Here is a 26758-nt window from a genome sequence, read left to right on the forward strand (position 1 = left end):
CTAGTTCGTTATTTCAGATCTCGATATAGATGGCATTGGTAAAGGCAATCATCGTCCAGCACACGTTCATCGTGCCATACAGCTCCGCCCGAAGCCATGATAAAGCGGACGCATCAAGAGAGACACTTGTCTCGCGAACGCCTGACGGCAGCGCTATCGATTGGATAACCCCTTCGTTGCCGACTAGCTTAACCTCAAGCGTCTGCTCAGGTAGTGACCAGCAGGCGGCCCGGCGCCCAAAATCCAATTGAACCGATACGTCGATCGTCTTGGACCGCTCCATAAGCTTCATGACGCCGCCGATGCCCGTCTCTCCGCCCTCTCCGGAGGCCGTTATCGTCATTAGCGGCCCCATTGACACGGCGACTGCCCCGCGGGCAATGCCCGACACCGGAGTATCACCAGCGATGTAGGTGACGGCGACCGGCTCCCGCTCCACCGCGTCCGGCGCCGAATCATGCCAGTCACGGCCGCAGGTCGCCGCTATGCGATAGCCCCGGTTCAGCGCTTCCGTCCATAGGGCAAACGCCCGCTGATTGCTTGTCTTCACAGCGGGAAACGTACCTGACCATACCTCGATAAAATCGATGTCACTCCAATCTTCGATTTCGTATTCCCAATAACAGCCGGTGCACATGGGACTGCCGACCCGATACGGGTGCGCGAGACCGGCCAAAGCGCCGAGCGCTTTCACCTCTCGCAAGCCCTGAGCCAAATCGTTGACACCCAACATACGCCAATCCGCATAGCTCCCGGAAGGCAAACCCAGGACGAGCATATGACCGTAAAAGGTCGTCCATTCCAGCCCGTTCTCTATCGAGATGCCGGATTCGTGTTCGGCCTCTTCCTTGTGAAGCAGTCCCGAGGTTGTATTATGATCGGTCAGAGCTATCCAGTCCAGCTTCAGTGCTGCTGCGCTGAGCGCCAGCTCACGCAGCGTATGGCGGCCGTCACTGTGATACGTATGGGTATGAAGCTCGCAGGCAACCCACCGTTCCTCTGCTGCTTCTCCCTTATTATGCAAGCCCATCATAAGCCTCCTCTTCGTTCCAGCCCGTCACCTTCAAGGAATAGCCGCAATCCTCCGTGACAACGGCATGAGCACTGATGGTGATCCGCCATATCCCAACGGCCGCTGGTCCCGGGAGAAATCCCGGCGACGCTTCGGTCCGGCCGATCCGGTGTGATTGCTCCGGCGAATGTCGATGCGCCGCTCCGCGGAAGCCGCTCGGATCGTCGAGCGACAGCGTAAGCAAATTGGACAGCGGGAGCGCATCCTCCCAGCGTTCCAAATAACGGCTGAGCTGGGGCTCCTCCATGTACCTCGGGGCCGATTGACGGATCAGCTCTTCGGCTCGTTCGGTATTCTCCAGCAATTTAGGTGAGTAGCGGAAATGGATTGTCAGCCCGGCCAGGCCTTCCGGCAGCGGAAACGCGTACACGACCTGAGTCTTGGACATCACGGGCGTCAAGGTGCCTTGCGCTTCCATTATTCTCATGGTGCGCACCACAGCGAGCCGACGGGCTCGTCAACTGTCAAGCGCAGCTCCCCCAGCGTTTCTACGGCATCGCCCGGCAAATAATCGGCCTCCAGCATGAACGCTTTCAGGCCGCGAACCGTCACAGCATGGTCGCCACCTCCAAGCAGCTCTGCCTCAATCGCTTCAATATCGCCTAGCACCGTCCCTGCAGGGAGCTTCACTGTTGTGGCGTACCATTCGTAAGGCCCTGTATAAGCGGCTCGGAACTCCCCTGCGCGAAGGTCCCCGAACGAGCTGGAGTACACTGCAGCACTTCCCTTCAGCCTTACGCGTATATCGACGCATGTGCGGTTTTGCAGCGCCGGGTCCTCCGCCCATTTGGATGTCTGAACGAATAAATACTCTCTCACATCCGTCACTTGCCAAGGCTCGGAGCCCGTGCCCATGGCGATTAATTGCGACAAGCGGCGGTGCCGTTCCAGCTCCCAAGCCATCATCTGATACGTGTACGGGTATGCGTCCATCACCCTCTCGCGCGGCTCGATCGCCGGGTTCCAGCAGTACACCGGGGCAAGCAGCATCCGGTAACGCGAGGTCGGAACATCGGTGACCATGCCGTGAGCACTCGCCGATTGCAGCACCGGGTGACCTCCCAGCACAAATTCGCCCCTAAACGGGGTTGTTCTATGATGAAGTCCTTGATAGACGGCATCCATAATCGCTCCGTCACGATCGAGCACTAGTCTAAGTGTCCACTCGATATCGGTCAGACGTCCCCATTTGGACATGAGCATAGGAGCCGGTGTTCCCTCGTCCTCGTGGCTGTACAGCACGTGATATTCAATGACCGTCCTGTCCTCCCCTTGCGTTAGCGTGTACAGCATCAATAGCGGTGTGTCCGTGTAGCGGCTCTCCACCGGATGACCCAAATCTCTGCCGTACAGCATGGGAGCGTATCGGTAAATCATACCGAGCAAGGAATCGCGGTCCACCCGGTAGATGGCCGCCGCCTTTACGGCCGCTTGTCGTGTGCCCGGAGAAGATTGATCGTGAAACCGCAGCTCGAGCTCGTAATCGCCTGGCTCCAGATAACCGAGCAGCCGAGGGTATTTCAGCCAGCGGTCGCCGTAGAACAAGACCACATCCTGATTGTATTCCCCGTTCAGCAGCACTTGCAGCAGGACGGATTCCTTGCCTTCAATCAGCCAATCCCCGTCGCAGGCTGCGGTTAACGCAAATTCTGCAAGCCCCGCTTTGTCCATCTGGAACTTCAGTTTAAGTTCCTGTCCGGCATCCACCAGTACCGGAACCGCCGGTTCGTAAAACATCATCCGTTGTTTCATTTATCGTCGCTCCTCCTGAATCATACTGCGAATGTAGAAATAACCCATGAACGAGCACAGGATGAACATAAAAACCGCAGTTGCACTCGTCCGGCCGAGCTCCTTATAGACACCAAACATCTGCTCCATCGCGACGCCAAGCACCTGAGGCGCATTCGGACCGATCAGGAACGGCGCGGTGAAGCTGCCGATGATGCCCATAAATACGAACGTCATCGCTACGAGCATGGTCTTGTAGGATAGCGGGATAATAAAGCGCAGCAAAATTTGCAGCCGCCCGGCGCCCGCGTCCTTGGCGCTTTCCACGATGGAATTCGGTATGCCCGATAGTGCGGAGCTGAGCATCATCGTTGCGAACGGAATGTTAAACCATAGATTCGCGAGAACGATTCCGCTGTAGCTGTAGATAATTTTCGGAAAGTTGTCTCCTCCCGCAAGCAGTACAAATCTCGCCAGCCAGCCGTGATTGCTGTACATCGAGATAATGCCGTAGGTACCAATAACCGACGGAATGAACATGGGAATAAAATAGAGCCGCCGAATCCAATCGGCAATCTTCCCTTGGTTAAACCGCAAATACATCGCAAGCAAATAACTGATGAAGATGACGATTACCATCGATACCAGGGTGATGCTGAGCGTGAACCCGATATTGCGTCTCATGAAGGAATCGGCGAACAAGAAGGTATAATTGCTCAGCGTAAAAGCTCCGGTGTCATCGTCCTTGAAGCTTTCGAGTACCGCAAGCACGATCGGAATAACGACGACGAGCAGCAGAATGAGAAAAGAAGGGATAACCATCGCTATCCCTAGATAATTATGCTGTTTGTTATTCATAGCATTCTTAGTTGCCTCCGGCTACTTCACGCTGCCAGCGCTTGTTGATTTCGTCGCCGAGCGAGCCGATCGTGAAGGTGCGGTAGCCCTTAGCTACACTTTCGAACTTCTTCTGTAATTCTTGCGGCATCTCGGACCACTTGATCCCCGGATAACCGTACATTTTGTTGATAACGACGGTCTGTGCTTCGGGGGTCAGGGCATAATTAATGAATTTCTGCGCCGCTTCCTTCTTCTCCGACATTGCCGGAATTGCAATATAGGAAGGGCCGCCGGTGAAGGCCGGTTGGATTTGGGTCAGCTTGATCGTATCCGGCAGCATTTTCTTGCTCAGCTGCTCGAGCGCCATATCTGACCACGCGGGGATCATGTCGACTTCACCGCTAGCCAGAATGTCCATCGTGCCCTGGTTTTTCTTCGGATAAACGCCTTTTTGATACATGGAAGGCCCGAGCTCCTTGAGCAGCGCAAAGCCTTTATCCCACTGCTTCATGATTGCGGGATCCTCGTTGTGAATCGCTTCGGGAGGAAGGAAGTTATAAATTGCCGTCTGAACGAACGATGATCCCGAACCGCCGGTAGCCGGATCGTTGTACGCGAATTTGCCCGGGTGCTTGCGGATCCAGTCGTACAGCTCGTCCGCCGTCTTCGGCGGCTCGGGTACATTCTTGCTGTTGTAGGCCAGTACGACAGAGGAAGCGCGGTAAGGCACGGCCAGCTGATGAACGTCGTTCATGTAGGCGGAGTCAACCTTGCCCAAATTCGGAATCATGGACTGATCGAGCTTCTGCCATACGCCGTCTTTTTCACCCTTGGTCAGATTGCTTAGCCCGGTCTCGAACACATCGATGTCGATGCTTTTCTGACCTGCTTTCTTGGCGCCAAGCACCTTGTCGATCGCCGCTCCCTCAGCCTGACCGTCCGGCAAATGAACGAGCTTGACCTTGATTTCCGGGTTCGCCTTCTCGAATTGCGGCGCCAGCGTCTCCCACATTTCCTTGACGTTGGCCGAGCCGGAGAAGTAGAAGTTGATTTCGACAGGCTTCGCTCCGCCGGATTGTGCAGCTCCCACCGCACCGCCATTCGTAGCGGCTTGTTCTACCTTGCCGCAGCCGCTCAGAGCGACAACTATCGCCGCAGCGGCAAGCACCAAGGTCTTGCCCTTAAGAACTCTGATTTGTTTCACCCATTTTTTCATCAATGCCGCCTCCTCAAATTCGCTTCGTATTTATCCTGCATATGCGGTTACCCGCGTGAAACCGATGGATATGGATTGTCCGGAATGAAGCGACACAGCCCGCTCACGGGGCACGAACAGCTTGACCGGTCCGGCGGTGGTGTCGGCCGTCACTTCGGCGTAATGTCCCAGGATCATCACTTGACGAATCGTCGCGGGGAACACGCCTGCGCGGTCTTCTCCCTCCCATTCGGAGATGAACACATCCTCTGGGCGGACCGCTGCGGTAACCGCCCCGTCCAGCTCGCGCCCGACCGGGAAGCTCCGTCCCTGAATATCGACCGAAACTCCGTGCCCGCGTCCGGACAGGAAATTCATTCGTCCGATAAATTGGGCAACGAACAACGTCTCCGGATGATCGTAGATGCGCTGAGGCGTATCGATTTGCTCGATGCGTCCGGCATTCATGACAACGATCCGGTCGGAGATCGACAGCGCCTCCTCCTGGTCGTGCGTGACGAAAACCATCGTCAGGCCCGTGCTTGCCTGTATATCCCGCAGCTCTTCGCGCATCTCGAACCGGAGCTTCGCATCGAGCGCCGAGAACGGCTCGTCGAGCAGCAGCACCGCCGGCTCAAGTAGCAAGGCTCTGGCGACCGCAACCCGCTGCTGCTGACCGCCGGACAGCTGACCAGGCATCTTGCTCTCGATGCCGTGCAGACGAACAAGCTGCAGCGCCTTATCGACGGCGGTGCGTATCTCCTCTTTTTTCTTTTTGCGGATTTTCAAGCCGAAAGCGAGGTTATCGAAGACCGTCATATGCGGCCACAGGTTGTAGCTTTGAAACACCATCGCTGTCGGGCGCTTCTCCGGCGGCACTTGGAGGACGCTTCTTCCTTCGATTAGAATGTCTCCGCTGTCAGGTTCCAGGAAGCCCCCTACGGCGCGGAGCACTGTCGTCTTGCCGCAGCCGGACGGTCCGAGAAGCGTTACCAGCTCCCCTTTGTTTACATCCAGGCTTACGCCCTTGACTCCATCCCCCGTTTTAAACACCTTCATGAAGTTTTGAATCGATAACTGAGGTTGTTGGAAAGTCATTGCATCCTATGCCCCCTATTTGATGGTAAATCCGCTCGATAATACATCGGCGCTGATGAAACGGCGTGCGGCTAGCAGCAGAAGAAGCGTGGGCAGTGTCAATAGTATTGAGAACACGCCTCCTGCGGTCGTCGGATAGTTCTGAACGATCGTATACATGATCAGCGGCATCGTACGGAAATCCGGGATGCCGACCATAAAGGTTCCCTGGGCCTCGTCCAGAGAAGAAAGAAACGTGAAGATCGAGGCAACGACGATACCGGGCAGCGCCATCGGCAGCGTGATGTACCAGAACACCCGGAACGGACCGGCTCCCGCATCCCGCGCCGACTCTTCCTGGGAAAGATGGACGCTCTTGAAGGCCGCAGCTGGAATCCAGGTCATGTACATCAGCGTGTTGACCATATGAATGAGCACGACACCGAGAAACGTATTCATCAGGTTCAGCTTATAGAAGAGAACTGCAATCGATACGTACAGCCCCATCTTGGGAAAAGCGTGGGTTAACAAAAACGAAAATAAAAACAGCTTACTTAAGCGAAATCGGATCCGGGCAAACGCATAAGCCGCCGGCAAACAGAGGATGACAGACAGCAGGGTTACGACCGCGGCGATCCCGAAGGAGAGTGAGATGGATTCGATCACCTCGTTCTGGGTCAATACATAGGTCCACCAGGAGAGCGACCATTCCTGGGGCAAAATCGCAGGATACTGCCACTTTCCTGAGAAAGCCAGCACCAAGAGATTAAGCAGTGGTCCCATGAAGAAGATGGCGAAGATCAGCAGGACAGCCCATTCGATCCACGCTTTGCCGGAGAAGATTCTCAGGTTCCAGCTCATACAAAGCTCCTTTCCATTTTCTAAGAGGTATAGACATCTATAGGATTATAATAGCCGATGATTATTAGCAGATCATCAAGCGGGGATAAATAATTTGTAAAGGCTTGGACGATAGATACGCAGGGTGTTGGAAGCAGGGATTCGTAATCAATGAAAAGCCCCGGTCTGCAGAACAGACCGGGGCTTAATCGGAAGCTGTGGAATTACGTTGTGCGCCGAATCCGGAACGTAAACACATCGTTACGCAAGTAATCGAGCGAGTATAGGACAGGTTTATTGGCGTCGTCATAATGTACCTGCTTTAGCAGCAGGACTGTCGTTTGCGGATGGAGCAGCAGCCGCTGGCAATTGCGGTCGATATGAAGCGGCACACAAATTTCCGAATCCGCCGTCGTAATTTTGCGGACGAGGCGGCTTTCGAAATAATCCAGCAGTGAACCGTGGAATTCGCCTTGGTCAAAGGCATCACCGGCAATACTGCGCGGAATTATATTGATGGAGAAGGCGACCGGTTCCCCCTCCGCGGTGCGCACGCGTTCCAGGATAACAACTTCATCGCCCGGACGGATATCTAGCGCCCGCGCAGCCTCCGGAGAGCAAGCCTCCGTCTTGAGAGACACGCGGCTTTCCCCTTCGTCCAGCTGCGCCGTCCGGATGATATGGCCAATGCTCGTCAGCTTCTCCAGCGAACTCGGGATAAGCGGCAGCGGCTGAATAACGAAGGTCCCTACGCCGTGTTTGACAAGCAGCCTCCCTTCTTTCTCCAGCATGCGGACCGCAGCCCGGAACGTTTCGCGGCTGACTCCGAAATCTTTGGCCATTTGCAGCTCGGACGGAAGACGCTGGCCGACGCGCAGCTGCCCGTTCTCCATCATGGACTCCAGGGACTGCTTGATCAATTGCTGCTTCGCTAGCATATGATAACATCTACTCCTCTAGACATCTTTACACTTCCTATTGTGAACGAAGCATGGAAACTTGTCAACGCTGTGCTGACCGGTTACAACGGCCTAACCACCCTTTGCAATTGATCGGGGCTTAGGCGGCATCCGGATGATCGGTTACGGCATTTTTTGCACGTCAAGCTTCAGCTTTTCTTCGGTTCCTGTGCCCTCCATCGGCGTAAAGACGCAGCAGTGAATGTCCTCATTGCCGTTAATATGGGCAAAGGTATTGATTTCAAAGGATAGCGGGCCAAGATCCGGGTGGTCAAGCTGAAATGGCTGCGCCTGCTTCTCCCGGACATCATGCCGCTCCCATAACACCGCGAATTCCTCACTTTCCTCGGAAAGCTTTTGCGCAAACATCTCATACCACGGGTCCCCGTTGGATTGTCCATGGTATGCACGGAGAATGGCGGCACTGTATGCGGCAAATTGTTCCCAGTTCAGGACGCGATCCCGCAAATATGGATTCATGAAGATGGACCAGACCATGTTGCGGCCCATTCCGGGTTCTGCCAGAAAGTCATACAACCATCGCGGCGCTTGGCGATTCCATGCCATGATTTCGGTCCGGCGGTTGACAATAATGGCGGGATACATGAATTGATCAATGATCTTTTGTATTCCCGGCTCCACCGGCGTGAAGGGCAATGGTGCGGACCATTCCGGAAGATCGCCGAATCCCGCCAGCCGCATGACATGCAGCTTTTCGTCGGGCGACAGGAGCAGCGCCCTGGCGATATTTTCCATGACTTCCCTGGAAGCGGCCACATCTCTCCCTTGCTCCAGCCACGTGTACCAGGTGGTGCTGACATTGGCAATCTCCGCCACCTCTTCACGGCGAAGTCCTGGGGTTCTCCTTCTTCCATATCCCCCGCCGATACCGACGTCACTTGGCTGAAGCCTAGCCCTGCGCGATTTTAAAAATTCCCCGAGCAAATTCCGGGTTTGCGTCATTGCAGCAGCACCTCCGAGATGTTCAGCGTTTCCTCAACTTTAACATTCAAATGATACCATCCCTCCCGCCACAAAAGAAAGCCTCCAGTCCGCGCTTGGGGCGGGCTAGAGGCAGCAGGGTAATCCCCTTTTTGCGAGTGTTCACAAGACCACAGGGAACAATAAAGCGATAACTCTTAGCCCATCTGCAGGACCAGTTTTCCCGATGTTTGCCGACTCTCGAGCAGACGGTGCGCCTCGGATGCGTTCTCCATCGGGTAGATGCCGTACACCTCCGAGCGGATCTTCCCGCTGGCAAGCAGCTGCATCGCCTCGCTTGCCGCTTGGCCCACGGCTTTCGGATCATAGACGGCATACGCCCCCAGGTTAAATCCGGCGATGTTCATGTTGCCCAACCAAATATCGTTCGTATTGTGCAGCACTTCGCCGCCGCTGGCATTGCCCAAAGCGACGATCTGTCCGAGCGGTCTCAAGAGCTCCAGGCTGCGGGCCCGCGTCTCTCCGCCGACGGGGTCAAACACGGCATCGACGCCCTGTGCTCCTGCAATCCGTTTCGTTTCCTCCACAAAATCCGACCGCAGCAGCAGTTCATCGTATCCAAGCGATGCGGCCAATTTGATTTTATCCGGCGAACCAACCGTTCCAAGTACCCTCGATGCACCAAACCGCTTGGCGACTTGCCCGATAAAGCTGCCGAGTCCGCCTGCTGCGGCATGAACCAGAACCGTGTCCCCCTCCCGCATCCGGTTCACTTGCTTAACCGCCATGTAGGCTGTGGTCAAATTAACGATGGAGGCCGCCGCCTCGGCCATGCTCAGCTCTCCTTCCAGCACATCTAGCGGTACTGTAAGCTGAGGTGTTACTCTGGTCTGAGTGGCGTATCCGCCAAGCTCAAGCAGTTTCATAGAAACAACCGGCTGGCCGATCCGGAATCCCTCCACCCCGTCTCCTATGGAGCGGACATATCCGGACACCTCAATTCCTGGAGTCAGCGGAAAAGGAAACAGCTCGGTAAACTCGCCCTTACGGATCAAAATATCCACGAGCCCGACGCCCGCATAAGCTACATCAATGATCATCTCCCCATATCTAGGTGCAAGCTCCGGCATTTCCTTGACCTTAAGCACCTCTGCCCCGCCTGCTCTTTCAATAACAACTGATTTCATTGTGATAACCTCCAGGAAAAATAGTAATATTCATGGGATTATCTTACCAAGGAGGGTCTAAGGCAGGCAGGTTCAGTTTATACGGGTATAAAAAGTAACAGGTTGCACCTCGACTGGGACAGACCATTTGTCTTTTGCCATACAAAATGCAGCATTAGCTTTCTGAAATCGGAACAGACCAATCTGCTTCTTTGATCCATGTCCTGTCGCTGAATTCACGGCCGCGCAGCACGACCTTGTTGGGATATACCTCTATGTACAAGCCTTGTGCAGCATCCTTCCTTACATTTTCGTATTTGGTATTCATCACGAGACCAATTGACGAGTTCCTGAACCAGTGGAACGTTTCTTGGATATAATGCTCCGTGTTTACGGTAAAGTCCTGATGCGTATGCCCGGAAAAAACGAATACGTTACGGTATGGTTTCAAGATCTCTCGGAACTCCTTGGCTTTGATCAGCATATGATTGCCTCCATCCTGGCCTATCGGCGGCAGCTCCTGGTGAATCATAACAAAGACAGGCTTACCGTCATTGTTTTCTGCCATCTTGCTCCGAAACCAGCTCATTTGCTCGTCCGAGTACCATGCGCCTTCGCCCACTTCCGGTCTTTCCTGAATATACGCTTCCTGCGACAGGAGAATAAAATAGAAACCGTTCAGCCACACGTCATGGTAAGGCTTCTCAAGATTGAACATGGATGTAAACGCCTGCCGAGCCATGGTATCGGTCTTACCGTTCGGGAACGAATCCTGATTCCATGCACCATCCTTTCCGATCCAAACATTATAATAATCGTGGTTCCCCATATTGGCATATACCGGCGGAAGCTCGTATCGGGACATGATATTTTTGAACTCCCTGTAATCAGACGGTGTTCCCGAATCGGTAATATCCCCGGTAATAACGATTGCTTGTGCTTTATCTCCGAACGTCTTTATATCGTCAAGGGCCTTTCGCAGGTGATTGGATTGGGCGGCAATCCCCGAGTTGATATGCAGGTCGCTTATAATGAAAAAGGAAAGTAACGGTCCAGCGTCTTCCGTTGGTTGCTTCTCATCTGTTACACTGCCTGGTGGTGCAGCTATCGAAGGCATCGTTCTATTATCGTAGCCCGCGGCCCCTCGAAAACGCCGGGACATAATAAGTCCAGAAATGGTTAGGATACTCGCCCAAACAGCTGCGATCAACCATTTAATAAAGTTTCGTCTTGTCATTGAGTAATGATTTTCCTTTCAGAATTGTTATGAATTCCGTTCTTCTTGGCATAAATAAGCGTTAACTACATACTGTTAATCAAACTCAATTGATTAATCAACTTACGTCTATTATTATATAAGTAAGACTATGCTTATCAATGGTTAAAGATCCGTAATCTGTTGATTATTCAACACAGTGTTTGAAAATGCTCAATATCTATGAAAGCTTGGTGAATAGTTACGATGACCAAAGTGGACCGGAGAATTCTTAAATCACAAGAAGCTATGAAAAAAGCGGTTATTGAACTAATGACGAAAAAAAGTTTCGATGAAATTACCATTCAGGATATAGCCGATTGGGCAAATATTAACCGCGGTACTATCTATCTTCATTATCAGGACAAATTTGATCTGTTGGACAAGCTTATAGAGTCACACATTAACGAATTAAGGGAGATGGGTGAATGGGCTTGCAGATTGGATTGGAGCAGCGCACTCTTACCCTTTTTCGAATATTTTGAAAAAAACTATGTATTCTTTTCGACTATGTTAGCGAGTAAAGGGGCCCCTTCATTTCGAAAACGGCTTCTTGATTATATTACCGAAGGGTTCCAAGGCGAGATTGATAGAGAAAGCGGAAAAAATAAGGATCTAAGCGAAAATGTTATGCTGCAATATGCGGGAACCGCTTATGTAGGTGTCATTGAATGGTGGATCAGAAATGATATGCCGTACCCGCCTGAAGAAATGGCGAAACAAGTTGGGACACTGCTGGAGAGAAGCCTTTAGCCGCCCGCCCGATCATACTGATCAAAGCATTTCCGGATGTCCCCCACGAAAAAAAACCGCCGGTTCGGCGGTTTCTTACTCCTTTATTTCTTCGTCTTGCCATTGGATCCGGCTACCTCAGAGTCCTGGTTATTTCCAGGCTGAGATTTTTTGCCGTTATTGTTCGCATTATTGCGAGACATCCTTCCAACCTCCCTTTGCTGAGATGGCAATACGATAAAAGTATGCCACTCCTTGGATTCCATATTCATCTCCGAAATCGGCAGAACAAGTCCATGTATAAAATGGATTCTTTTGGGAGATTTTAATTAGACCCAACAACGAAGGAGTTGAATCACTCAATGAGACAACCTGGGGATGATTATGGGGTATTTGGCAGTAAAATCGAAGCGGACTCGGATGTGAATGAGGATCGCCATCGGGAGGCGCAATTAGATGACTCCTTTGAAGCCTGGTATGAAAACATCGGCGATCAGGTGAAGCAAAAGCTCGATCTTACGAATGTTCCGCAAGACAACGTGTTTGAAGCTGCAATCGATTTAGACGAGGACCCTTTGACGGATAGGAAAAATTTACAGTAAGTAACAAGCCCTCGAGTCTATCATAAGATGCTCAAGGGCTTTGCTATTGTTATGCTTCTTCGACCGCCCGAAAATAATGCCCGTCCGGATCATAAAAGGTGAAATAACCGAAATCATTAGTAAATACAGGCTCTTTATCAATAGGAGCGCCAGCTTGTTTAACCCGTTCATGCAAAGCAAGCAAATCATTCGTTAATAGCTCAATCATCGTCACATGCCCTGTGCTGCTTGTAATAAAGAAGGAACGGGGAAATACAAACTTCATTGGCGTGACTTCTTCCTGTTTCGTTTCCATCAAAAAAATACCCGGTCCATTGCCATTTTTTAATCCGACATGTGCCTCTCCAAATGAATAATCTGCTGAAATCAATTCATAGCCCAATACATCGCAATAAAAATCCACCGATTTCTTCAAATTGGTGACTGGAAATCTCATGCAGCAGTATCCGATCACATCCGCACCCTTTGTTTTTTTGTTCAACATAGGCCACCTTCTCCTTTTTATGTTCTCAGCCAGCTCCGCAATAAATCCCTCAGGCCCACGAACGTAATCATCCAGAAGAACACATATGCCGTTTTAACGTCATTAAGCCCAACTATCCGATCAATCTTATAATTACAATTTCTTCCTGTCAATAATTTGTTGCCTTGCACAAAGCGGGCGTTATTTATCTCACATTGAAAAAAGACTACACAAATGAACAAAAATATGTTAATTCTTATTTAATAACTTTTAACAATAATACAACAAGAGAGATTGGTGCCTTTGTGGTTGCTGTAAGTCGGATATTACTGTACATACTGGAATATGGTGCAACAGGACTCTTCACCTTTTCTATTTTTCGGCTTTTGTTCGGTCATAATCTTTATAAAATATTATCAATTACTACTATTATGAGTCTGCTCTCCTATTATTTATCAGAAGTAGCGGCTATGAAAGGGATCACCATCTTCTTCCTGCCGACATTTTTGATTATATCTTGCATAGTGCTGTTTAACCTGCCAATTGCATATTCATTCCTAATTTCCATCATTTATACGATTGTAGGATTTCTAGCGGAATACTTAATTGCTTCCATTGCACAGCTTATAGGTTTAACCACTTATATGGGTATTAGTAATTCATTAACTCAAATGTCCATTATTCAAATAAGTACTAGTATATTGCTTCTACTATTAACAGCTTTGTTCAATTACAGGAAGTTTGGATTCATGTTCCTCGCAAGACAGCTTTACGGTCGTAAAGCCTTGAAACCGCTCAATGTTATTTTTGGCGTTCTACTCATATTAATTGTTTGTGCAATTCAAGCAAGCAGGCTGTCTATGTACACGGCTACACACAGCATGATCCATCCGATTATATTTTTTTTAATCGCATTATTACTTATCATCGTTTTGATAATTGCCTGGAGAAGAAACAAAAACGCGGTAGATAAAAAGTACTTAAACACTACTGGAGTGGGTAAAAAATGAATCCAATCGATGAGTTAGCCTCAAAAATAGCTGACTTTATCAGGCAGAATCATCCTAAAGCTTCCTCTAAGGAGCTGTTAACCTATTCGCTAATTATTACTATTAACACCCTTACCGCCCTCTTGATATCATTCGTTATTTGTGCCGCTGCCGGGAACCTGGAACGTTGGCTCGTAGTATTCTTGATATTAACCGTATTAAGGTACTTTACAGGCGGAGCGCATCTAAATTCTTCGTTGTCCTGTTGTATCTTTACCATTATTGTATTTTTGCTTCTTGTTTTCGTAAAGTATCCTTATGATTACCTGGGGCTCACATTTGATATTATTTCTCTATTTGTTTTTGCAATCTATGCGCCAAAAGGAATTGATGTAATAAGGAAGGTCTCTTTACGTAAAAAATGGATCATAAAAATTTGCAGTTTATTATTTATTTTTTCCAATTTCTACTTACAAAATTCTCTATTATCCTCTATTATAGTAGTACAAGCATTTTCATTAACACCTTGGTTTGAAAAAATATTTAAACTTGAGAGGAGTTATTGACTATGGTGAAAAAAGGTATCGCGAAAATTCTGAATACCATGCTAGTAGGTGTTGCTTTTATTACTGTACCTACATCGTTTAGCTTTGAGTGGCATCGTCCTCAGATCCCGGAAGAGCTTAAGAAATGATTGTTTAATCCTTCAAATGATTAGAAATAGGATTGTAAAACAAGGCCTACTGCAGCAAGCAGTAGGCCTATGCTTATTGTACTCACGCATTCCATTCAGGACCACAATCCCTTCCGTACGGCGCCTCCTGTTCTTTTTCCGCTCCTTTTTTGCTTGTGGATCGCGGGCATTTTTTTCGCATTCTCGACCTTCGTCATGGTCGCTCTTGCGCGGCTCCCGTCGTCGCAAGAAATCGTCGCGATGCAGTCCATTAACTCGACTATCCTGAAGACACTGTTCCTTATATACAACAACGAGCTCGGCGTGAATGCCGGGTTTTTCTTTTTGATTTATTGCAAAGTTTCCTCAAAATCTAGGGTTCGAGTTCTTTCGTTTTTCTGCCGGCAGAATGGGCTCGATGACATCCCAATGCTCGGCGATCTTTCCATTCTCTACGCGGAACAAATCGTAGAAAGCGGTAGGCTGACGGTCGAAGTGACCTTCGCTCATTGTAAGCACAAAATCGCCTTGTCCTATGACTTGATGGACATGAGTATATTGAAACTCAATATGCTTCTCCTCCAGCGCCTGCAATGCAGCATGAAGTCCGGAAAGGCCGTCCGCAATATGTGGACTATGCTGAATGTAGTTATCTCCGTCAAAATAAGTGGCAAGCAGGTCGCGGTTCTTCCCAAGCAAGATATTTTCGACGTAGCTTCTGACCAATACTTTGTTGGCATCCGTCTTGTCGATATCTTTAATGGTGATCGGTCCATCAATCATCGTATGATTGCTTGGTGTCTTGCCCTCCATCTCTTGTAAATTATCCCAATGCTCGACGATGAGTCCATTCTCGAAACGGAAAATATCAAAAGCGACTTTAGGTCCGTGAAAATCATATAAAGAATGAAGAGCGACATAATCTCCGTCTATTAATGTACGCTTAATGCTTACCTTCGTACCTATTTCCTTTAAATGACCGAGTGCGCCAAGCATGGCTTCACGACCATTGGGTAAGGCCTGATTGTGCTGAATATAATGTTCCGGATGAACGTAAGCCGTAATTGCTTCGGGGTTCCCGCTTTCTAAACTTTCCAGAACGGCGATTGCTTTAAGTACAAGCTCATGTTGATGGTTGAATGTCATTGGAATATCCTCCTTAGAGTAAATGGTCATTAGATAAATAATGAACATCATGTTGTTTATTTATCTGTCGCTCATTATAATGGAGGTTATTATCACGTTCAATATTCAATATTTTTCGTTTTGAAGGATAAAAGACATCTTATAAAAGTTTGTCGCTAAACGGACTAAATCCATTTTGGGGGAACGAAAACCATGAGCAAGAAAACGGATCTAAGAATACTGCGCACGAAACAATCGATTCGCAAGGCGTTTTATGAGCTTATTCAGGAAAAAGGTTACGAAGCGATTACAGTACAGGATATTGCCGATCGGGCAATGATTAATCGCAACACCTTTTATCTCCATTACCAAAATAAGCCCGATTTATTAGATACATGCATGAATGAATTGTTGAGCGAATTAAAGGATGCCATCGTTCTTTGTCCCATCAGTACGAATCCTTACAGCATTTCTGTACTCGAAATAGTCATGCAAACTATACTCGAACATATTTCGCGCAACACTACCTTTTACTATGCTATGTTAATTGACGAGAACAGAATCTATCAGTTTCGAGCGAAAATGGAGAATATCATTAAAGATAAACTGAATGAAGGATGGAATCCTGCTAAGGGAAATTCCCCTTCGTCGATATCCAAGGAATTGCTGCTCGAATACCTCGTATCAGCTTTTATGGGGATTGTAATTTGGTGGGTTAAAAACGATAACGCCCTTCCTGCAGATGAAGTTGCATCCCAGTTTAGCAGAATCATTGCCTACGGGCATTTGAAAGCGGCCGGTATCACGGTCGAGGAAACTCATCCATTTCCCAAATAAAATACAAAAATAAACCCGCTCCGGAATTATGGAACGGGTTTACTTCTCAATACTGAAGGTTCATTATAAGGCTACCGTTTTCGTAGCGACTTGTTCTTGGAATGCCTGGTCATGCTCTACAAACACCATGGTTGGATTGAAGCCTTGAATGAGCTCTTCAATCTGCATGCGTGTATAAATATCAATGAAGTTTAACGGCTCATCCCAAATGTATAAATGAGCTTTTTCACATAAGCTTTTGGCTATAAGCAGCTTTTTCTTTTGCCCGCCGGAATAATGGGATATATCCTTTTCAAACTGGATACGTTCAAAGTCCATTTTTCGCAGAACGGATTTAAATAACGGTTCATCAATTTGATGTTCTTCAATAAAGTCGGATAACATTCCCTTTAAATGAGAAGTATCCTGCTGTACATAAGAAATGACAAGGCTTGAACTAACGTTCAAAGTGCCTGTATGCTGTAAGGGCTCCCCCAGGATGAGCTTTAAAATACTGCTTTTTCCACTGCCATTCTTTCCGTCAAGCACAACCCGGTCTCCTTGCTTGACATGAAAACTTATGGGCTTATTCACGGTTTCACCATCGTATATAACGGATACATCCGTTAAACGGATCAGCTCTTCGGATTTGTATTCCAACGGTTCCAGCTTTAATGACTCTGTTTTTTCAACATTTTTGAGCAGCTTTGACTTTTCTTCAATGGCTTTCTGCTGCCTGGATTCAATATTCTTTGCACGTTTCATCATTTTGGCAGCTTTGTGTCCCACAAACCCCTTATCCAATTTAGAACCGGAATTCGTTGTGCCATTTTTGGAAGCTTCTACTTGATCTGACCAATTAGCTGAACGTTTGGCAGATTGCTGCAGCCTTCCAATATCTTTTTGCAATCGTTCATTTGCTGCTTCCTCATGATCCTGCTGTCTGTCGAAATTGAGCTTCCAGGAAGAATAATTACCGCTTTGAACTTCGATATTCGCTCGGTTGATGGACAAGATGTGGTCAACACAGCCATCCAAAAAATTTCGATCATGCGAAATTAAAATGAACCCTTTTTTTCTTTTTAAATAATTGGAAACCCTCTTTCGTGCATCGGTATCCAGGTGATTGGTGGGCTCATCAATTAATAAAAACTGCCCTTCATTCAAAAAAAGCGAGGCAAGCAAAACCTTCGTTTGTTCCCCATTCGATAAGGTTTCAAAGGGCCGGTACATCACTTCGGCATCGACGTCCAAATAAGAGATTTCCCGAAGAAACTCCCAATCCTCCGCCTGGGGACATATCTCTTCTAATATTTCATAGGTGAGTTTGCTTTTATCCGAGACGGGATAGGGAAAATAATTAAACTCGACCGAAGAAATAATTTTCCCGCTATATTCATATTTGCCCAGCAACAGATTGAAAAACGTTGTTTTGCCCCGTCCGTTGCGGCCGATAAACCCGAGCTTCCAATCCGTATCGAGTTGAAAGCTAACATCATCGAAAATATTATCAAAGCTGCTTGGATAAGAAAACGTCAGGTTTTGCACTTGTATCATTGACATGTTGAAAGTTCCTCCTTTTTATAACCACACTGCTTCTTTATAAAAAGTCGGTACATATCCATCCAGTCTCATTTTACTCCGTATAAGTTTAATGGATATTATCGACTTATACGGAGTAAATCATGCGTAACCACGGTGTCTGTACTCATGTTATCCCTCCTTTAGCTTTTTTTACTTGTTATGTCCATATAATTGGCCGCATGCTGCTTGGATATCCGTTCCGAATTGGGTTCGCACGGTGACATGAATTCCTCTGGACTTTAAAATCTTAACAAACCGTTGAACCCGGTCTTTGTCCGATGGATGGAAGCTTTCGGGCGTCACATCGGTCGCATTGTAGGGGATCAAATTGACATGATATAAATGTTCCCAAGAACCTCTATTCTTCAACAGGGCGGCAATCGCTTCTGCGTGTTCCGTTGAATCGTTTTCTCCTCGAAGCAAGATATACGCAATATATACTTTTCTGCCTGTAGTGCGAATATGCTGGTCCAGCTTATTCATTACATCATGAAGCGGGAAGCGATGGTTAATGGGCATTAGCTCGCTCCGCTGTTCGTCGAACGGAGAATGCAGGGAAAAGGTCAGATTTACCTGCGGAAATTCCTGCGTCAGACGATCGATCCCCGGCATAATACCGATAGTGGAAACGGTTATTCTTCGATGACCCAAGCCGAAGATTCGGGAATCGGTTAGAAGCTTAAGCGCGTCGAAGATATTAGGATTGGCCAGCGCCTCTCCCATCCCCATAAACGAAACACTATCCAAGGCTTGACCGTTTAAATGAAAATATAACAATTGATCGGTAATTTCATCGGCAGTCAGATTCCGTTTCAGGCCGATTGTGCCTGTTGCGCAAAAGCGGCAGCCATACCCGCATCCGCACTGACTGGAAATACAGTAGGATTTCCACCCGCGCTCATAGCTCAGCTGAACGGCTTCCACCCGTTCGCCGCCCTCAATGGCAAAGAGCACTTTATTCACTTGACTGGATGTCTTTTGCATAACAGGGGTTAAATTCAAAACATGTTCGCCAAGCTCCATGATGAAATCGTTTCTTATCCTCTTGGGCAGTACGGTCATTCGGTCATACTCCCCGATTCTTTGCTTAAAGATCGCATCCGTAATTTGCTGGAACCGATAGGCGGGTTGTTTCCATTCTGTCAATATATGTTGAATCATTTCGTATTTCGAAGTTGATTTCATGTTTTTTCTCCTCTTGAGCCGGAGAAAAAGCCTTTACACCCTTTTGTTGGTGTTTAATAAGCACATTAACCAACCCTATGAAAGCCCACGAAGCTTGCAGCTAGAATCGCTACGTGCATCTATCAATAGATGGATAATGCTCCGGCATCCGTTTTGTTTGATCGTGAACCGTACCAACGGACAATGAACGGCTCACATGATCATTTACAACTTCAAACATCGATTTTCAACCTCCTCAAGATAAAAAACAAAAATAAAAGAGCTACAAGAAAGTTCCCTTTCTTGTAGCTCAAATAAATGAATGCTGAAATCTAACCCACCTCGTGGGACAGATAAATTTATTTGAGTGAAGAGAATAAGTAACTTTCTTGCTCAACAAAAAATAAAACAGATATTGTTTTATCATTCGTAAAATAGCAAGAAAACTTACATTATTCTCATCATCTCCCCTTGAATACTAAAAGTGATTGTAGCATAATGCATTTCACATTTCAACTTTGGACATGCTTCGTGCTTTCAACGTTTCAAATAGCACGGTCTCTCCTTCCACTTGATCTCGTCTTGGTTTTCTACTATTGACAGGTTTTGTGACGGATGATAGAATGCATAGGAAAATCCTACATAATTACTCGGATTTATATTTTTCCATTTTAACTATGGTTGGAGGAATGCATCATGTTCAAGACAATTTCCGTACCGAATGGACTGCTCACAGCAGCCCTATCCGCCTCCCTGCTATTTACGGTTCCAGCGCACGCGGCATTTGGCGCTGAAGCTCCAGCGGAAGCTTCCGCTCCCATTCAGACCGCCGCTGTACAAACTCAGCAGGCATTGAGCGAATACGGCGTATTTCTGCAGGAGAAATTCCAAGTGTCGCTGTCGGAAACACCGACGCGCGGGGAATTTATCGCCGCTGTCGCCCGCTCGCTGAACTTTACGCCGGAGAGTACAACGACCGTCGCTTTCAGCGATCTATCGGCGTCCAGCCCGTACTACGCCTCGGCCGCAGCACTGTATCAGAGAGGAATTCTGACCTCGACGTCCGTATCAGCGGATCAGCCGCTCTCAGCGCTGCAAGCCGCATTCATCGCAGTAAAAGCAGCGGGCCTCACCGAGCTGGCCTATTCCTATCCGCAGTCAAAAGTGTCCCAATCGCTCGCCCCACTGTCGCTCAATGTCGATGATTTCGTCTCTCTATCGGCTGCCCAGGAGATCGCTGCAGCTAAGGATGCCGGACTCGTCGACCCGGAATTGTACGGCGATCTGAGGCTGGGCGCGAACGCCTCCAAGCGGCTGGCGGAGCAGCTTCTCGGACACGTGCTGGAAACTCAGGGACACTATAAACACTACATCGGCCAAACCTCCGATCCCAATATCTATGCGAAGCTGACCGATGCCTACAATACATCGGATATCATTGAGGCGCCTGAACTGGAGAAAGTTGTCAACACCGCTTTGGATCAAGGGCTGGTCACCGGCTATAATTTGAAGGACTCGCGATTCAGCTCCAACTTCGTCGACTCGTTATCCCTGACGTACGGCCATTCCGATCTGAAGCACGCGATTCAGCTGATCGGCTTGCTGCGCAGTGAAGGTATTGAAGCCAAAGTGCAGTTTGAGCCGAAGACATCCGCTTTCGTACATCTGATCGAATGGGGGCAGCCGACACCGTCCAGCACGACGCGCTATCAAAAGCTGGCCAACGGCAACTATATCGCCTTGGCAAAGGAGTACGACATCGCCTTCGAATTCGCGAGTACGGCGGACAAAGCAAAATTCCAGCCGATCGTACTGCAATACGCCAAGAAAAACAGTGAAGACACATCCGGCTTAATCGCCGGTTCCTGGTGGCAGCCGCTCTATTATTCCTTGACCGAACTGAACGATTACGATGTGATTACCAATAATAAAATCACCACTGCAGCCGGTCCTTATTATGCGCAATCGTTCTCGCTGAACGACAAGTCGGACGGCATCGTCGCCGGCTTCAAACAAATCGACCCGAGTGTCAAAGTCAGCACGTATAAGTTCTGGGTAGACCGTCCGTTCCACAACTATTTGACGGGCGACGACTTTAAATGAAAACAATGCTTATCGATATATTTTCATAGATGATGCAGCGAAAATCACGATATTGATTTGGCATGGCTTCTATTCCTCAAAATGAAGGGTTTTGACGTAGCAATGTAGTATATTTAAAGTGTCGTTTGTCAATACCAATCTATGTAAATATTTAAGAGGATTCGGGAATAAAGAGAAAATGAGGGATGGATATGTCGTATATCGTTGATTTTAAAAATGTGTCTACGGTAGGTTTGGAATCTTCACCTGTAGCGGAAGCGCTCGCTGGTTTACGTGCTAACGAAGCCCGTTACTTTATGAACAAATACAAGCATGAATTTACGGTTGTGCCAGCTGGCGAAAGTCAGGAGATCCTTGATTATGTGAACCGAATCTTGAAGGAGGAACGGGATATTGCGTTTGCGGCCAAGCCTTTGGAAACATCGCGCTTTCAAGTCGAAAATATCCTGTTCACCTACGTTTTTTATGAGGATGGTCTTGGGCTCAATGTCATGTATACGGTTGACGATCCTAAGAAGCGGGCTGTTGGCTTTAAGCTTTCTGAGGGAATGGACGTTCCCAAGGAGTTAGAAGGCAAGTTTAAGTTTGCCAGGCAGAAATCCAAATTGGCCGGAACGATTCGAGGCTCGTTTTTTGTAATTAAAGGACAATATTAAGCAGAACATAACGAATCATCAAAAGAGATGAACTATCAAAACAAGCCACTCCCTTGTAAGGAGTGGCTTGTTGTCTATATGCTGACTTAATGGAAAGGGAATCCCTCCCAGCTAAGGGCTGCCTCCTTGCAGAAATCTACTCCACGATCACCTTATTCGATAACGGAATCGGCAAGGATCCCTCTATAGAGTCGAGCATATCGACGATAAACACATGAACCGTATAAGTGCCCTCTTCAGCATCCGGCACATCGAAATGGCCTGTCAGGCTGCCGCCATTCGTAAGCTCGCTTTCCAACGCAACATGGGATACGGGAGTGCTGCCCTTAAGAAGCTGAAAGTAAACGACTTCCCTACCCGCATGATCTACCGAGCCGGGTGTGCGGGTAACGTCGACCTTAGCACTCAAACCGTTCGTCCGGTTCAGCCCGCCATTTGCAATGACAGTAAACGGCTTATCCCCCGCAGCGGTTACCGTTACAGTGCGTACAACCGGGTCCGCTACATTATGTGCGTTGTCCATTACGGTATAGACCAGCGTGTACGTTCCTGGCGTCGACGTGTCCACACTGCCGCTCACTTGAATGCGGCTTGTCAGATCGCCGTCCACATCATCCGCCGCCGTCGCTCCTGCATCCGTATACGTGCTGCCAGCCAATACTTCAACCACTGCCGGCCCGTTCAGGGTTATCACCGGCTTCACCGAATCTGCGGGTAGGGCAGCAAGATGGGATACCTGAAAATCATCGATGCGGGCTGCCTGGTTTGCCACCCGGATCCCCGCCTTGCCTTGCATCAGTGCAGGAGGATTCGTCGGGAATAACGATCCGTTATCTACTTCGTCATAGATCAGGCTATCGTCCACATAGCCTTTGATCCGATTGCCATCCACGACAAGACGAAGCTGATACCAGTTACCGATCACATACGGGTATGGGATTTTTTTGCTGTCCAGCTCACGCAGCATCCCGTTCACGACACGGCCAAGGATGACATATCCCGTGCTTCCGCCAGGCAGTCCATTCGTGCCGTTATGAATGCGCAGCATATAAAAGTTTTTGGCATCGTCGGATGCGCGCGCAATAATGCCTGGCAGTGACGGGCTGGCCTGCGCTTTAACTCTGGCCCTTACATCGTAATCTGTCCAACCGCTTTGACCGACCGTAAAGGCCATGCTGGTCGTCGTATACTTCTCCAGCACCTTGCCCTGATCCTCATCCACAATGCGTAGATGTGAAGCTGCACCATTCGGTACGGCACCGTTATTCCAACCGGTCGCTGCGTCCTGATTGTAAGCTCCGCTCTCAAAATTTTCTTCGTATAGCACCGTCCCGGCAGCCGCCTCCGGATTCGCCCGGATATTCAGTATATATTCCGCCGTCGTTCCGGCTTCGGAGGTTACTTTTACCGTTGCGGTACCCGAGCCGTTCACCAAAGCTGCGTTAGTGATTTGAACTGAAGCCACATTGCTTGCCGTCGGGATCGCCTCTACCACCTTGACATAAGCCGTACGGGAAGGAACGTGAATCGTGTATTTCGTTTGACCCGGAACCAGAGCAACACTCGATTCGGGTAATTGTTGGCCCGGGGCTGTCAGAGGGTCCGTAATGGCCGACAGCCTCAGGCTGCTAAGCGATGTGTCGGCGCTTGCCGTCCGCAAGTTTATCTTGTAATAATTCGCCCCATTGCCTTCAGTCGACAGCGCAGCTATTGTGTACGACCTCTCTTGGCCAACCGCGTCGAAGGCCACCTGCCCGGAGGCCGGGGACGCCATGGTATTGGCCGTACCGTAGACGGTTGCCGTCACGATTACCGCAGAGCTCGTCGATGGGACAAGCACAGTGTAGTTGTTCAAATGCGGATGGAAGCCCTCAATGGAAACGCCGTTCACCTTAATATCGCCAAGCAGCGGAACGATCGGATACACTTTGACATCGTCGAAGCCTACGATGGATTCATGGCTTCGCAGCCCGAATTTACCGGAAGCCCGGCTGGCATCCGTAAGCTCGATAACCTGAACGCCGTCAATAGAAGCTCGCAGCGTTGTTCCGACAGCTTCCAAATTCAGCCTATACCAGCGGTTCGACTGAATCGGATCAGCCAAATCCACCGACTTAAGCACGGTTGTCGTTCCATTGACGCGCTTCTCCAGCACTGCCTGATGCGCGGAGCTGTTTCGGTACAGCTTGAAGTAATACAAGTTATTGTAATCGGTCGCTCGGGCAATAAGCCCCATTTGCACGTTTCCACTGTCCGTAGTTCTGACCCGCGCTTCCACTCCATAATCCTTAAGACTGTCACCAAAAATGGCGAAACTAGGTGTCGTGCTGTATAGGTCCATCGGTTGCACGAATGTGTTAGGGTAAACACTGTCCGTCACGGTGGTCCATGGGGTGGATTTCGATCCAAAGCCAACCGTCGTCCATGCCGCCATTGCATTCTTATCCTCGGTAGTGTCGAACCCGTTTTTGTACAGCGCTTCGGCAAAAACCTTTACATCGTTAATCGATAGCGGGCCATCGAAGGTGGAGCCCGTCACCGTCAGCTTCACATACCGCGCCTTGGTTTGGAACCAGTCCAGACTGTTCCCTCTTGGAACAGCGGAAGCCGGGTCGGTTTGATCCGCTACCGTATGGTACGACGTGCCATCCAAGCTCGTAGCTATTGCGTAGCTGAAATTTCTCGATGCGCTGTTCGTCCAATCGATTTGCATCCCTGATAACTCATAGGGTCTGCCGAGATCCATTTGTATAGTTTGCGGATAGCTGCTATCGGCTGCGACAGCAGCAGTCAGACTATTGCCGTCCACCAGCGCCGGCATATTTGTCATTCCTGTCGTAGAGGTAACTTCCTTGCCGGCAGACACGATATTTTGGATGCTAGGATCAACCGCCTCCAGCTCTATCAGCATTACCGCATTTCTATTCAACGTAGCGTTAATCGTCAGATTGTCCGCCGTGTTCGCTATGGTTTCGTCGACCAACTGGAGCTCGTCGATTTTGTTGTAGGCATAATTGCTATGGGTCTCGTCGACCAAATACTTTTTGATCCGTACACTCTTCCCTTCAAAGCCTGGCGGCAGATGCTTCACATCGATGCTGACATTGGATGAGGCCGCCCCGTCTCCCTGTTTGTTCCACACCATCATCGTCGCTTTGGAATCGCTGTTCTTCGTCGCCAGCATCCGTGTCCCATAGATGTCACTGCTGCCGCCGGTTGCTTTCACCCGGGTGTCCCCGAGCCGGGCGAACATCCGCATTGTGTTAAAATACGGGGTGAAGAAGGTGCGGCCCAGCACCTCGTAATATTTCAATTTATCACTAGTGCCAGTGAGCTGGAAGGTGTTGATATCGGGATTCCCCCACTTGATATCAACCCTGGCAATCCCGGGAGCCGATGGACCCAGATCGAACTTGAGCCAGGTCCAGTAGTCTGCCTGGATAAACTGCGTCGCATCATCACCGTCCGTAACCGCTGCAATAATCGGGTCGTTTGCCGGATTCGGGATTGGAATCGGGTTGTTACTGCTGTCAAAAAAACGAATTTCCTTGATCTTCATCGGCTTGGAGGTCGATGCCGACTCCCTCCACCCGCGCAGGTTCAAATATTGTAAAGCCCTTGGATTAGGATTCATAAATGTCTGCCAATTCGTCGTATCCCCATTGCTTAAAGCATAGTCGACATCGAACTGGTTCTTGAAATACGCATTCAGTGTATGGACCGCTACCCAGTTCATCGGAATATCCGTCCCTCCACGGGCATAATAGGATGCCGAGTCCGTCATAAACGCCGCTTGCTTCGCCAGTCCGACGTTGTTCGTCGGATCACTTAAGCCCCCGCCCCCCTTCCAGCCGTATTCGCTAACAATGGTTATAGCATTCGGATAAAACTTGTGCAGATAGCTTTTCATTTCGATTTCCTGCGTTTCGTTCATCCGCACGTCCTCCTGGTATCGGTGCCATGACACAAAATCGACCTGATAGCTTGCGGCGTAGGCAAGATCGACGAACTGCTTCTGCTTCTCGAAATTGTAGCCGGATAATACCGGTCCGCCTACTTTCAGCGGCTGCCCGGCCAAGCCCTGTGCGTTTACCCATTTTACCGCTTCCGACATGCCCTGATACATGCGCATGTAGCCGGGAATATCATCCTTCACATGTCCATAATAGGCAGGCTCCAGGTTCGGCTCGTTGCCCACCTCGATATATTCGATCTTCGGATTTTTCTCTTTCAACGTATAAATGATTTTCTTCATCGCCTTGTCGAATTCAGGCCAGTTCATTTCGGTCTCGCCGGCTAGGAGGCGGTTTTTCTGCGGATTCGCGTCACCTCCGTAGGAATAAGCGAGAGATAGGAGAATGCCATCGGTAAACTGGGACATGAAATCATACGTTTCCTTGCGGCCATGCTGTAAATCCGGGTTCGTCGCGTTACGCGGGTCGTCGATGGAATAAGCCAAATAATCGCTGTTCGCCTCATCCTTGTTGTAGTACCAATTAATTTTAACAAAATCTCTTACGACCTTGGTCCGGATCCCTTTGAGTTCATCGACGACATGAACCGGAAGCGGCGTGTAATTCGTATTGTTGAATTGCTCCGTGCGGACAAGCGGCCCTTCACTTACGACATAATCCGCTTCCAGATTCACGGGTGCCGCATGAGTCGTTCCCGCGGTGAAGCTTGCTGCAGCCGATGCCAGCAAGGCACCGGCCGCAAGCGCGATACAGGATCGTTTCAATGCCTGACGCAGCCTATTTGATGTTCCAATAGCCAT

Annotated in this window: 24 protein-coding genes; 8 read left to right on the forward strand and 16 right to left on the reverse strand. The window is 49.1% G+C overall.

What is annotated here, in order from left to right; all coding sequences use genetic code 11:
* Positions 1–13: 13 nt before the first annotated feature.
* The 11 genes from ABEA66_RS15810 to ABEA66_RS15860 all read right to left on the reverse strand — a co-directional run bounded on the left by ABEA66_RS15810 (position 14) and on the right by ABEA66_RS15860 (position 11059).
* The gene (locus ABEA66_RS15810) at positions 14–1033 is read right to left on the reverse strand and encodes a CehA/McbA family metallohydrolase (RefSeq protein ID WP_345588734.1); all 1020 of its coding nucleotides are present in this window, start codon (positions 1031–1033) and stop codon (positions 14–16) included.
* The gene (locus ABEA66_RS15815) at positions 1017–1499 is read right to left on the reverse strand and encodes a hypothetical protein (protein ID WP_345588736.1); all 483 of its coding nucleotides are present in this window, start codon (positions 1497–1499) and stop codon (positions 1017–1019) included. The genes ABEA66_RS15810 and ABEA66_RS15815 overlap by 17 nt, the downstream gene beginning before the upstream one ends.
* Positions 1496–2824, reverse strand: coding sequence for a hypothetical protein (locus ABEA66_RS15820; RefSeq protein ID WP_345588738.1), 1329 nt, complete (start codon positions 2822–2824; stop codon positions 1496–1498). Before ABEA66_RS15820 ends, ABEA66_RS15815 begins: the two co-directional genes overlap by 4 nt.
* A complete protein-coding gene (locus ABEA66_RS15825) occupies positions 2825–3661 on the reverse strand; it encodes an ABC transporter permease (RefSeq protein WP_345588740.1) in 837 nt (278 codons plus the stop codon).
* A gap of 7 nt (positions 3662–3668) precedes the next feature.
* Positions 3669–4859: an extracellular solute-binding protein gene (locus tag ABEA66_RS15830; protein ID WP_345588742.1), complete on the reverse strand. Its 1191-nt coding sequence runs from the start codon at positions 4857–4859 to the stop codon at positions 3669–3671.
* Positions 4860–4889: 30 nt separating this feature from the next.
* Positions 4890–5936 carry an ABC transporter ATP-binding protein gene (locus ABEA66_RS15835; RefSeq protein WP_345588744.1) on the reverse strand — a complete coding sequence of 349 codons (1047 nt, stop codon included), beginning with the start codon at positions 5934–5936 and terminating at the stop codon, positions 4890–4892.
* Positions 5937–5951: 15 nt separating this feature from the next.
* Complete coding sequence (locus ABEA66_RS15840) at positions 5952–6776, reverse strand: ABC transporter permease (RefSeq protein ID WP_345588746.1); 825 nt, start codon at positions 6774–6776, stop codon at positions 5952–5954.
* 203 nt (positions 6777–6979) lie between these two features.
* On the reverse strand, positions 6980–7693 hold the full coding sequence (locus tag ABEA66_RS15845; protein ID WP_345588748.1) for a GntR family transcriptional regulator: 714 nt from the start codon (positions 7691–7693) through the stop codon (positions 6980–6982).
* Between the two features lie 144 nt (positions 7694–7837).
* On the reverse strand, positions 7838–8677 hold the full coding sequence (locus ABEA66_RS15850; protein WP_079913135.1) for a helix-turn-helix transcriptional regulator: 840 nt from the start codon (positions 8675–8677) through the stop codon (positions 7838–7840).
* Between the two features lie 176 nt (positions 8678–8853).
* The gene (locus ABEA66_RS15855) at positions 8854–9843 is read right to left on the reverse strand and encodes a quinone oxidoreductase family protein (RefSeq protein ID WP_345588751.1); all 990 of its coding nucleotides are present in this window, start codon (positions 9841–9843) and stop codon (positions 8854–8856) included.
* A gap of 154 nt (positions 9844–9997) precedes the next feature.
* A complete protein-coding gene (locus ABEA66_RS15860) occupies positions 9998–11059 on the reverse strand; it encodes a metallophosphoesterase family protein (RefSeq protein ID WP_345588753.1) in 1062 nt (353 codons plus the stop codon).
* Positions 11060–11284: 225 nt separating this feature from the next.
* Between ABEA66_RS15860 and ABEA66_RS15865 the strand changes: the two genes are divergently transcribed.
* Both ABEA66_RS15865 and ABEA66_RS15870 read left to right on the forward strand, forming a co-directional pair.
* Positions 11285–11830, forward strand: coding sequence for a TetR/AcrR family transcriptional regulator (locus ABEA66_RS15865; protein WP_345588755.1), 546 nt, complete (start codon positions 11285–11287; stop codon positions 11828–11830).
* Positions 11831–12171: 341 nt separating this feature from the next.
* A complete protein-coding gene (locus tag ABEA66_RS15870) occupies positions 12172–12411 on the forward strand; it encodes a hypothetical protein (protein ID WP_345588757.1) in 240 nt (79 codons plus the stop codon).
* Between the two features lie 49 nt (positions 12412–12460).
* Here ABEA66_RS15870 and ABEA66_RS15875 read toward each other — a convergent pair whose 3' ends face one another.
* A complete protein-coding gene (locus tag ABEA66_RS15875; protein ID WP_079915017.1) occupies positions 12461–12895 on the reverse strand; it encodes a VOC family protein in 435 nt (144 codons plus the stop codon).
* Between the two features lie 194 nt (positions 12896–13089).
* Here ABEA66_RS15875 and ABEA66_RS15880 point away from each other — a divergent pair, with 194 nt between their 5' ends.
* From ABEA66_RS15880 to ABEA66_RS15890, 3 genes are read left to right on the forward strand one after another with little or no spacing between them, the layout of a single operon-like run.
* The gene (locus ABEA66_RS15880) at positions 13090–13884 is read left to right on the forward strand and encodes a hypothetical protein (protein ID WP_345588763.1); all 795 of its coding nucleotides are present in this window, start codon (positions 13090–13092) and stop codon (positions 13882–13884) included.
* Complete coding sequence (locus ABEA66_RS15885) at positions 13881–14429, forward strand: accessory gene regulator B family protein (protein ID WP_345588765.1); 549 nt, start codon at positions 13881–13883, stop codon at positions 14427–14429. Before ABEA66_RS15880 ends, ABEA66_RS15885 begins: the two co-directional genes overlap by 4 nt.
* A 2-nt stretch (positions 14430–14431) precedes the next feature.
* A complete protein-coding gene (locus ABEA66_RS15890; RefSeq protein WP_345588767.1) occupies positions 14432–14557 on the forward strand; it encodes an AgrD family cyclic lactone autoinducer peptide in 126 nt (41 codons plus the stop codon).
* A 345-nt stretch (positions 14558–14902) separates the two neighbouring features.
* Here the strand turns inward: ABEA66_RS15890 and ABEA66_RS15895 are convergent, their stop codons facing one another.
* Complete coding sequence (locus ABEA66_RS15895; RefSeq protein WP_345588769.1) at positions 14903–15682, reverse strand: nuclear transport factor 2 family protein; 780 nt, start codon at positions 15680–15682, stop codon at positions 14903–14905.
* Positions 15683–15874: 192 nt separating this feature from the next.
* Here ABEA66_RS15895 and ABEA66_RS15900 point away from each other — a divergent pair, with 192 nt between their 5' ends.
* Positions 15875–16498 carry a TetR/AcrR family transcriptional regulator gene (locus ABEA66_RS15900; RefSeq protein WP_345588772.1) on the forward strand — a complete coding sequence of 208 codons (624 nt, stop codon included), beginning with the start codon at positions 15875–15877 and terminating at the stop codon, positions 16496–16498.
* Positions 16499–16561: 63 nt separating this feature from the next.
* On the opposite strand, the gene ABEA66_RS15905 is transcribed toward ABEA66_RS15900, so the two are convergent.
* Both ABEA66_RS15905 and ABEA66_RS15910 read right to left on the reverse strand, forming a co-directional pair.
* On the reverse strand, positions 16562–18040 hold the full coding sequence (locus tag ABEA66_RS15905; protein ID WP_345588774.1) for an Lsa family ABC-F type ribosomal protection protein: 1479 nt from the start codon (positions 18038–18040) through the stop codon (positions 16562–16564).
* 171 nt (positions 18041–18211) lie between these two features.
* Positions 18212–19246, reverse strand: coding sequence for a Cfr family 23S rRNA (adenine(2503)-C(8))-methyltransferase (locus tag ABEA66_RS15910; RefSeq protein WP_079915025.1), 1035 nt, complete (start codon positions 19244–19246; stop codon positions 18212–18214).
* A 675-nt stretch (positions 19247–19921) separates the two neighbouring features.
* Here ABEA66_RS15910 and ABEA66_RS15915 point away from each other — a divergent pair.
* Entirely contained in the window at positions 19922–21328 is a 1407-nt protein-coding gene (locus ABEA66_RS15915; protein WP_345588778.1) for a hypothetical protein, read from the forward strand.
* A gap of 191 nt (positions 21329–21519) precedes the next feature.
* Complete coding sequence (locus ABEA66_RS15920) at positions 21520–21984, forward strand: phage tail protein (protein WP_079915060.1); 465 nt, start codon at positions 21520–21522, stop codon at positions 21982–21984.
* 136 nt (positions 21985–22120) lie between these two features.
* Here the strand turns inward: ABEA66_RS15920 and ABEA66_RS15925 are convergent, their stop codons facing one another.
* Positions 22121–26758, reverse strand: a complete 4638-nt coding sequence (locus ABEA66_RS15925; RefSeq protein WP_345588780.1) for an immunoglobulin-like domain-containing protein — start codon at positions 26756–26758, stop codon at positions 22121–22123.

The sequence above is a fragment of the Paenibacillus vulneris genome, assembly GCF_039543185.1.
GTDB classification, from domain to species: Bacteria; Bacillota; Bacilli; order Paenibacillales; family NBRC-103111; genus Paenibacillus_S; species Paenibacillus_S vulneris.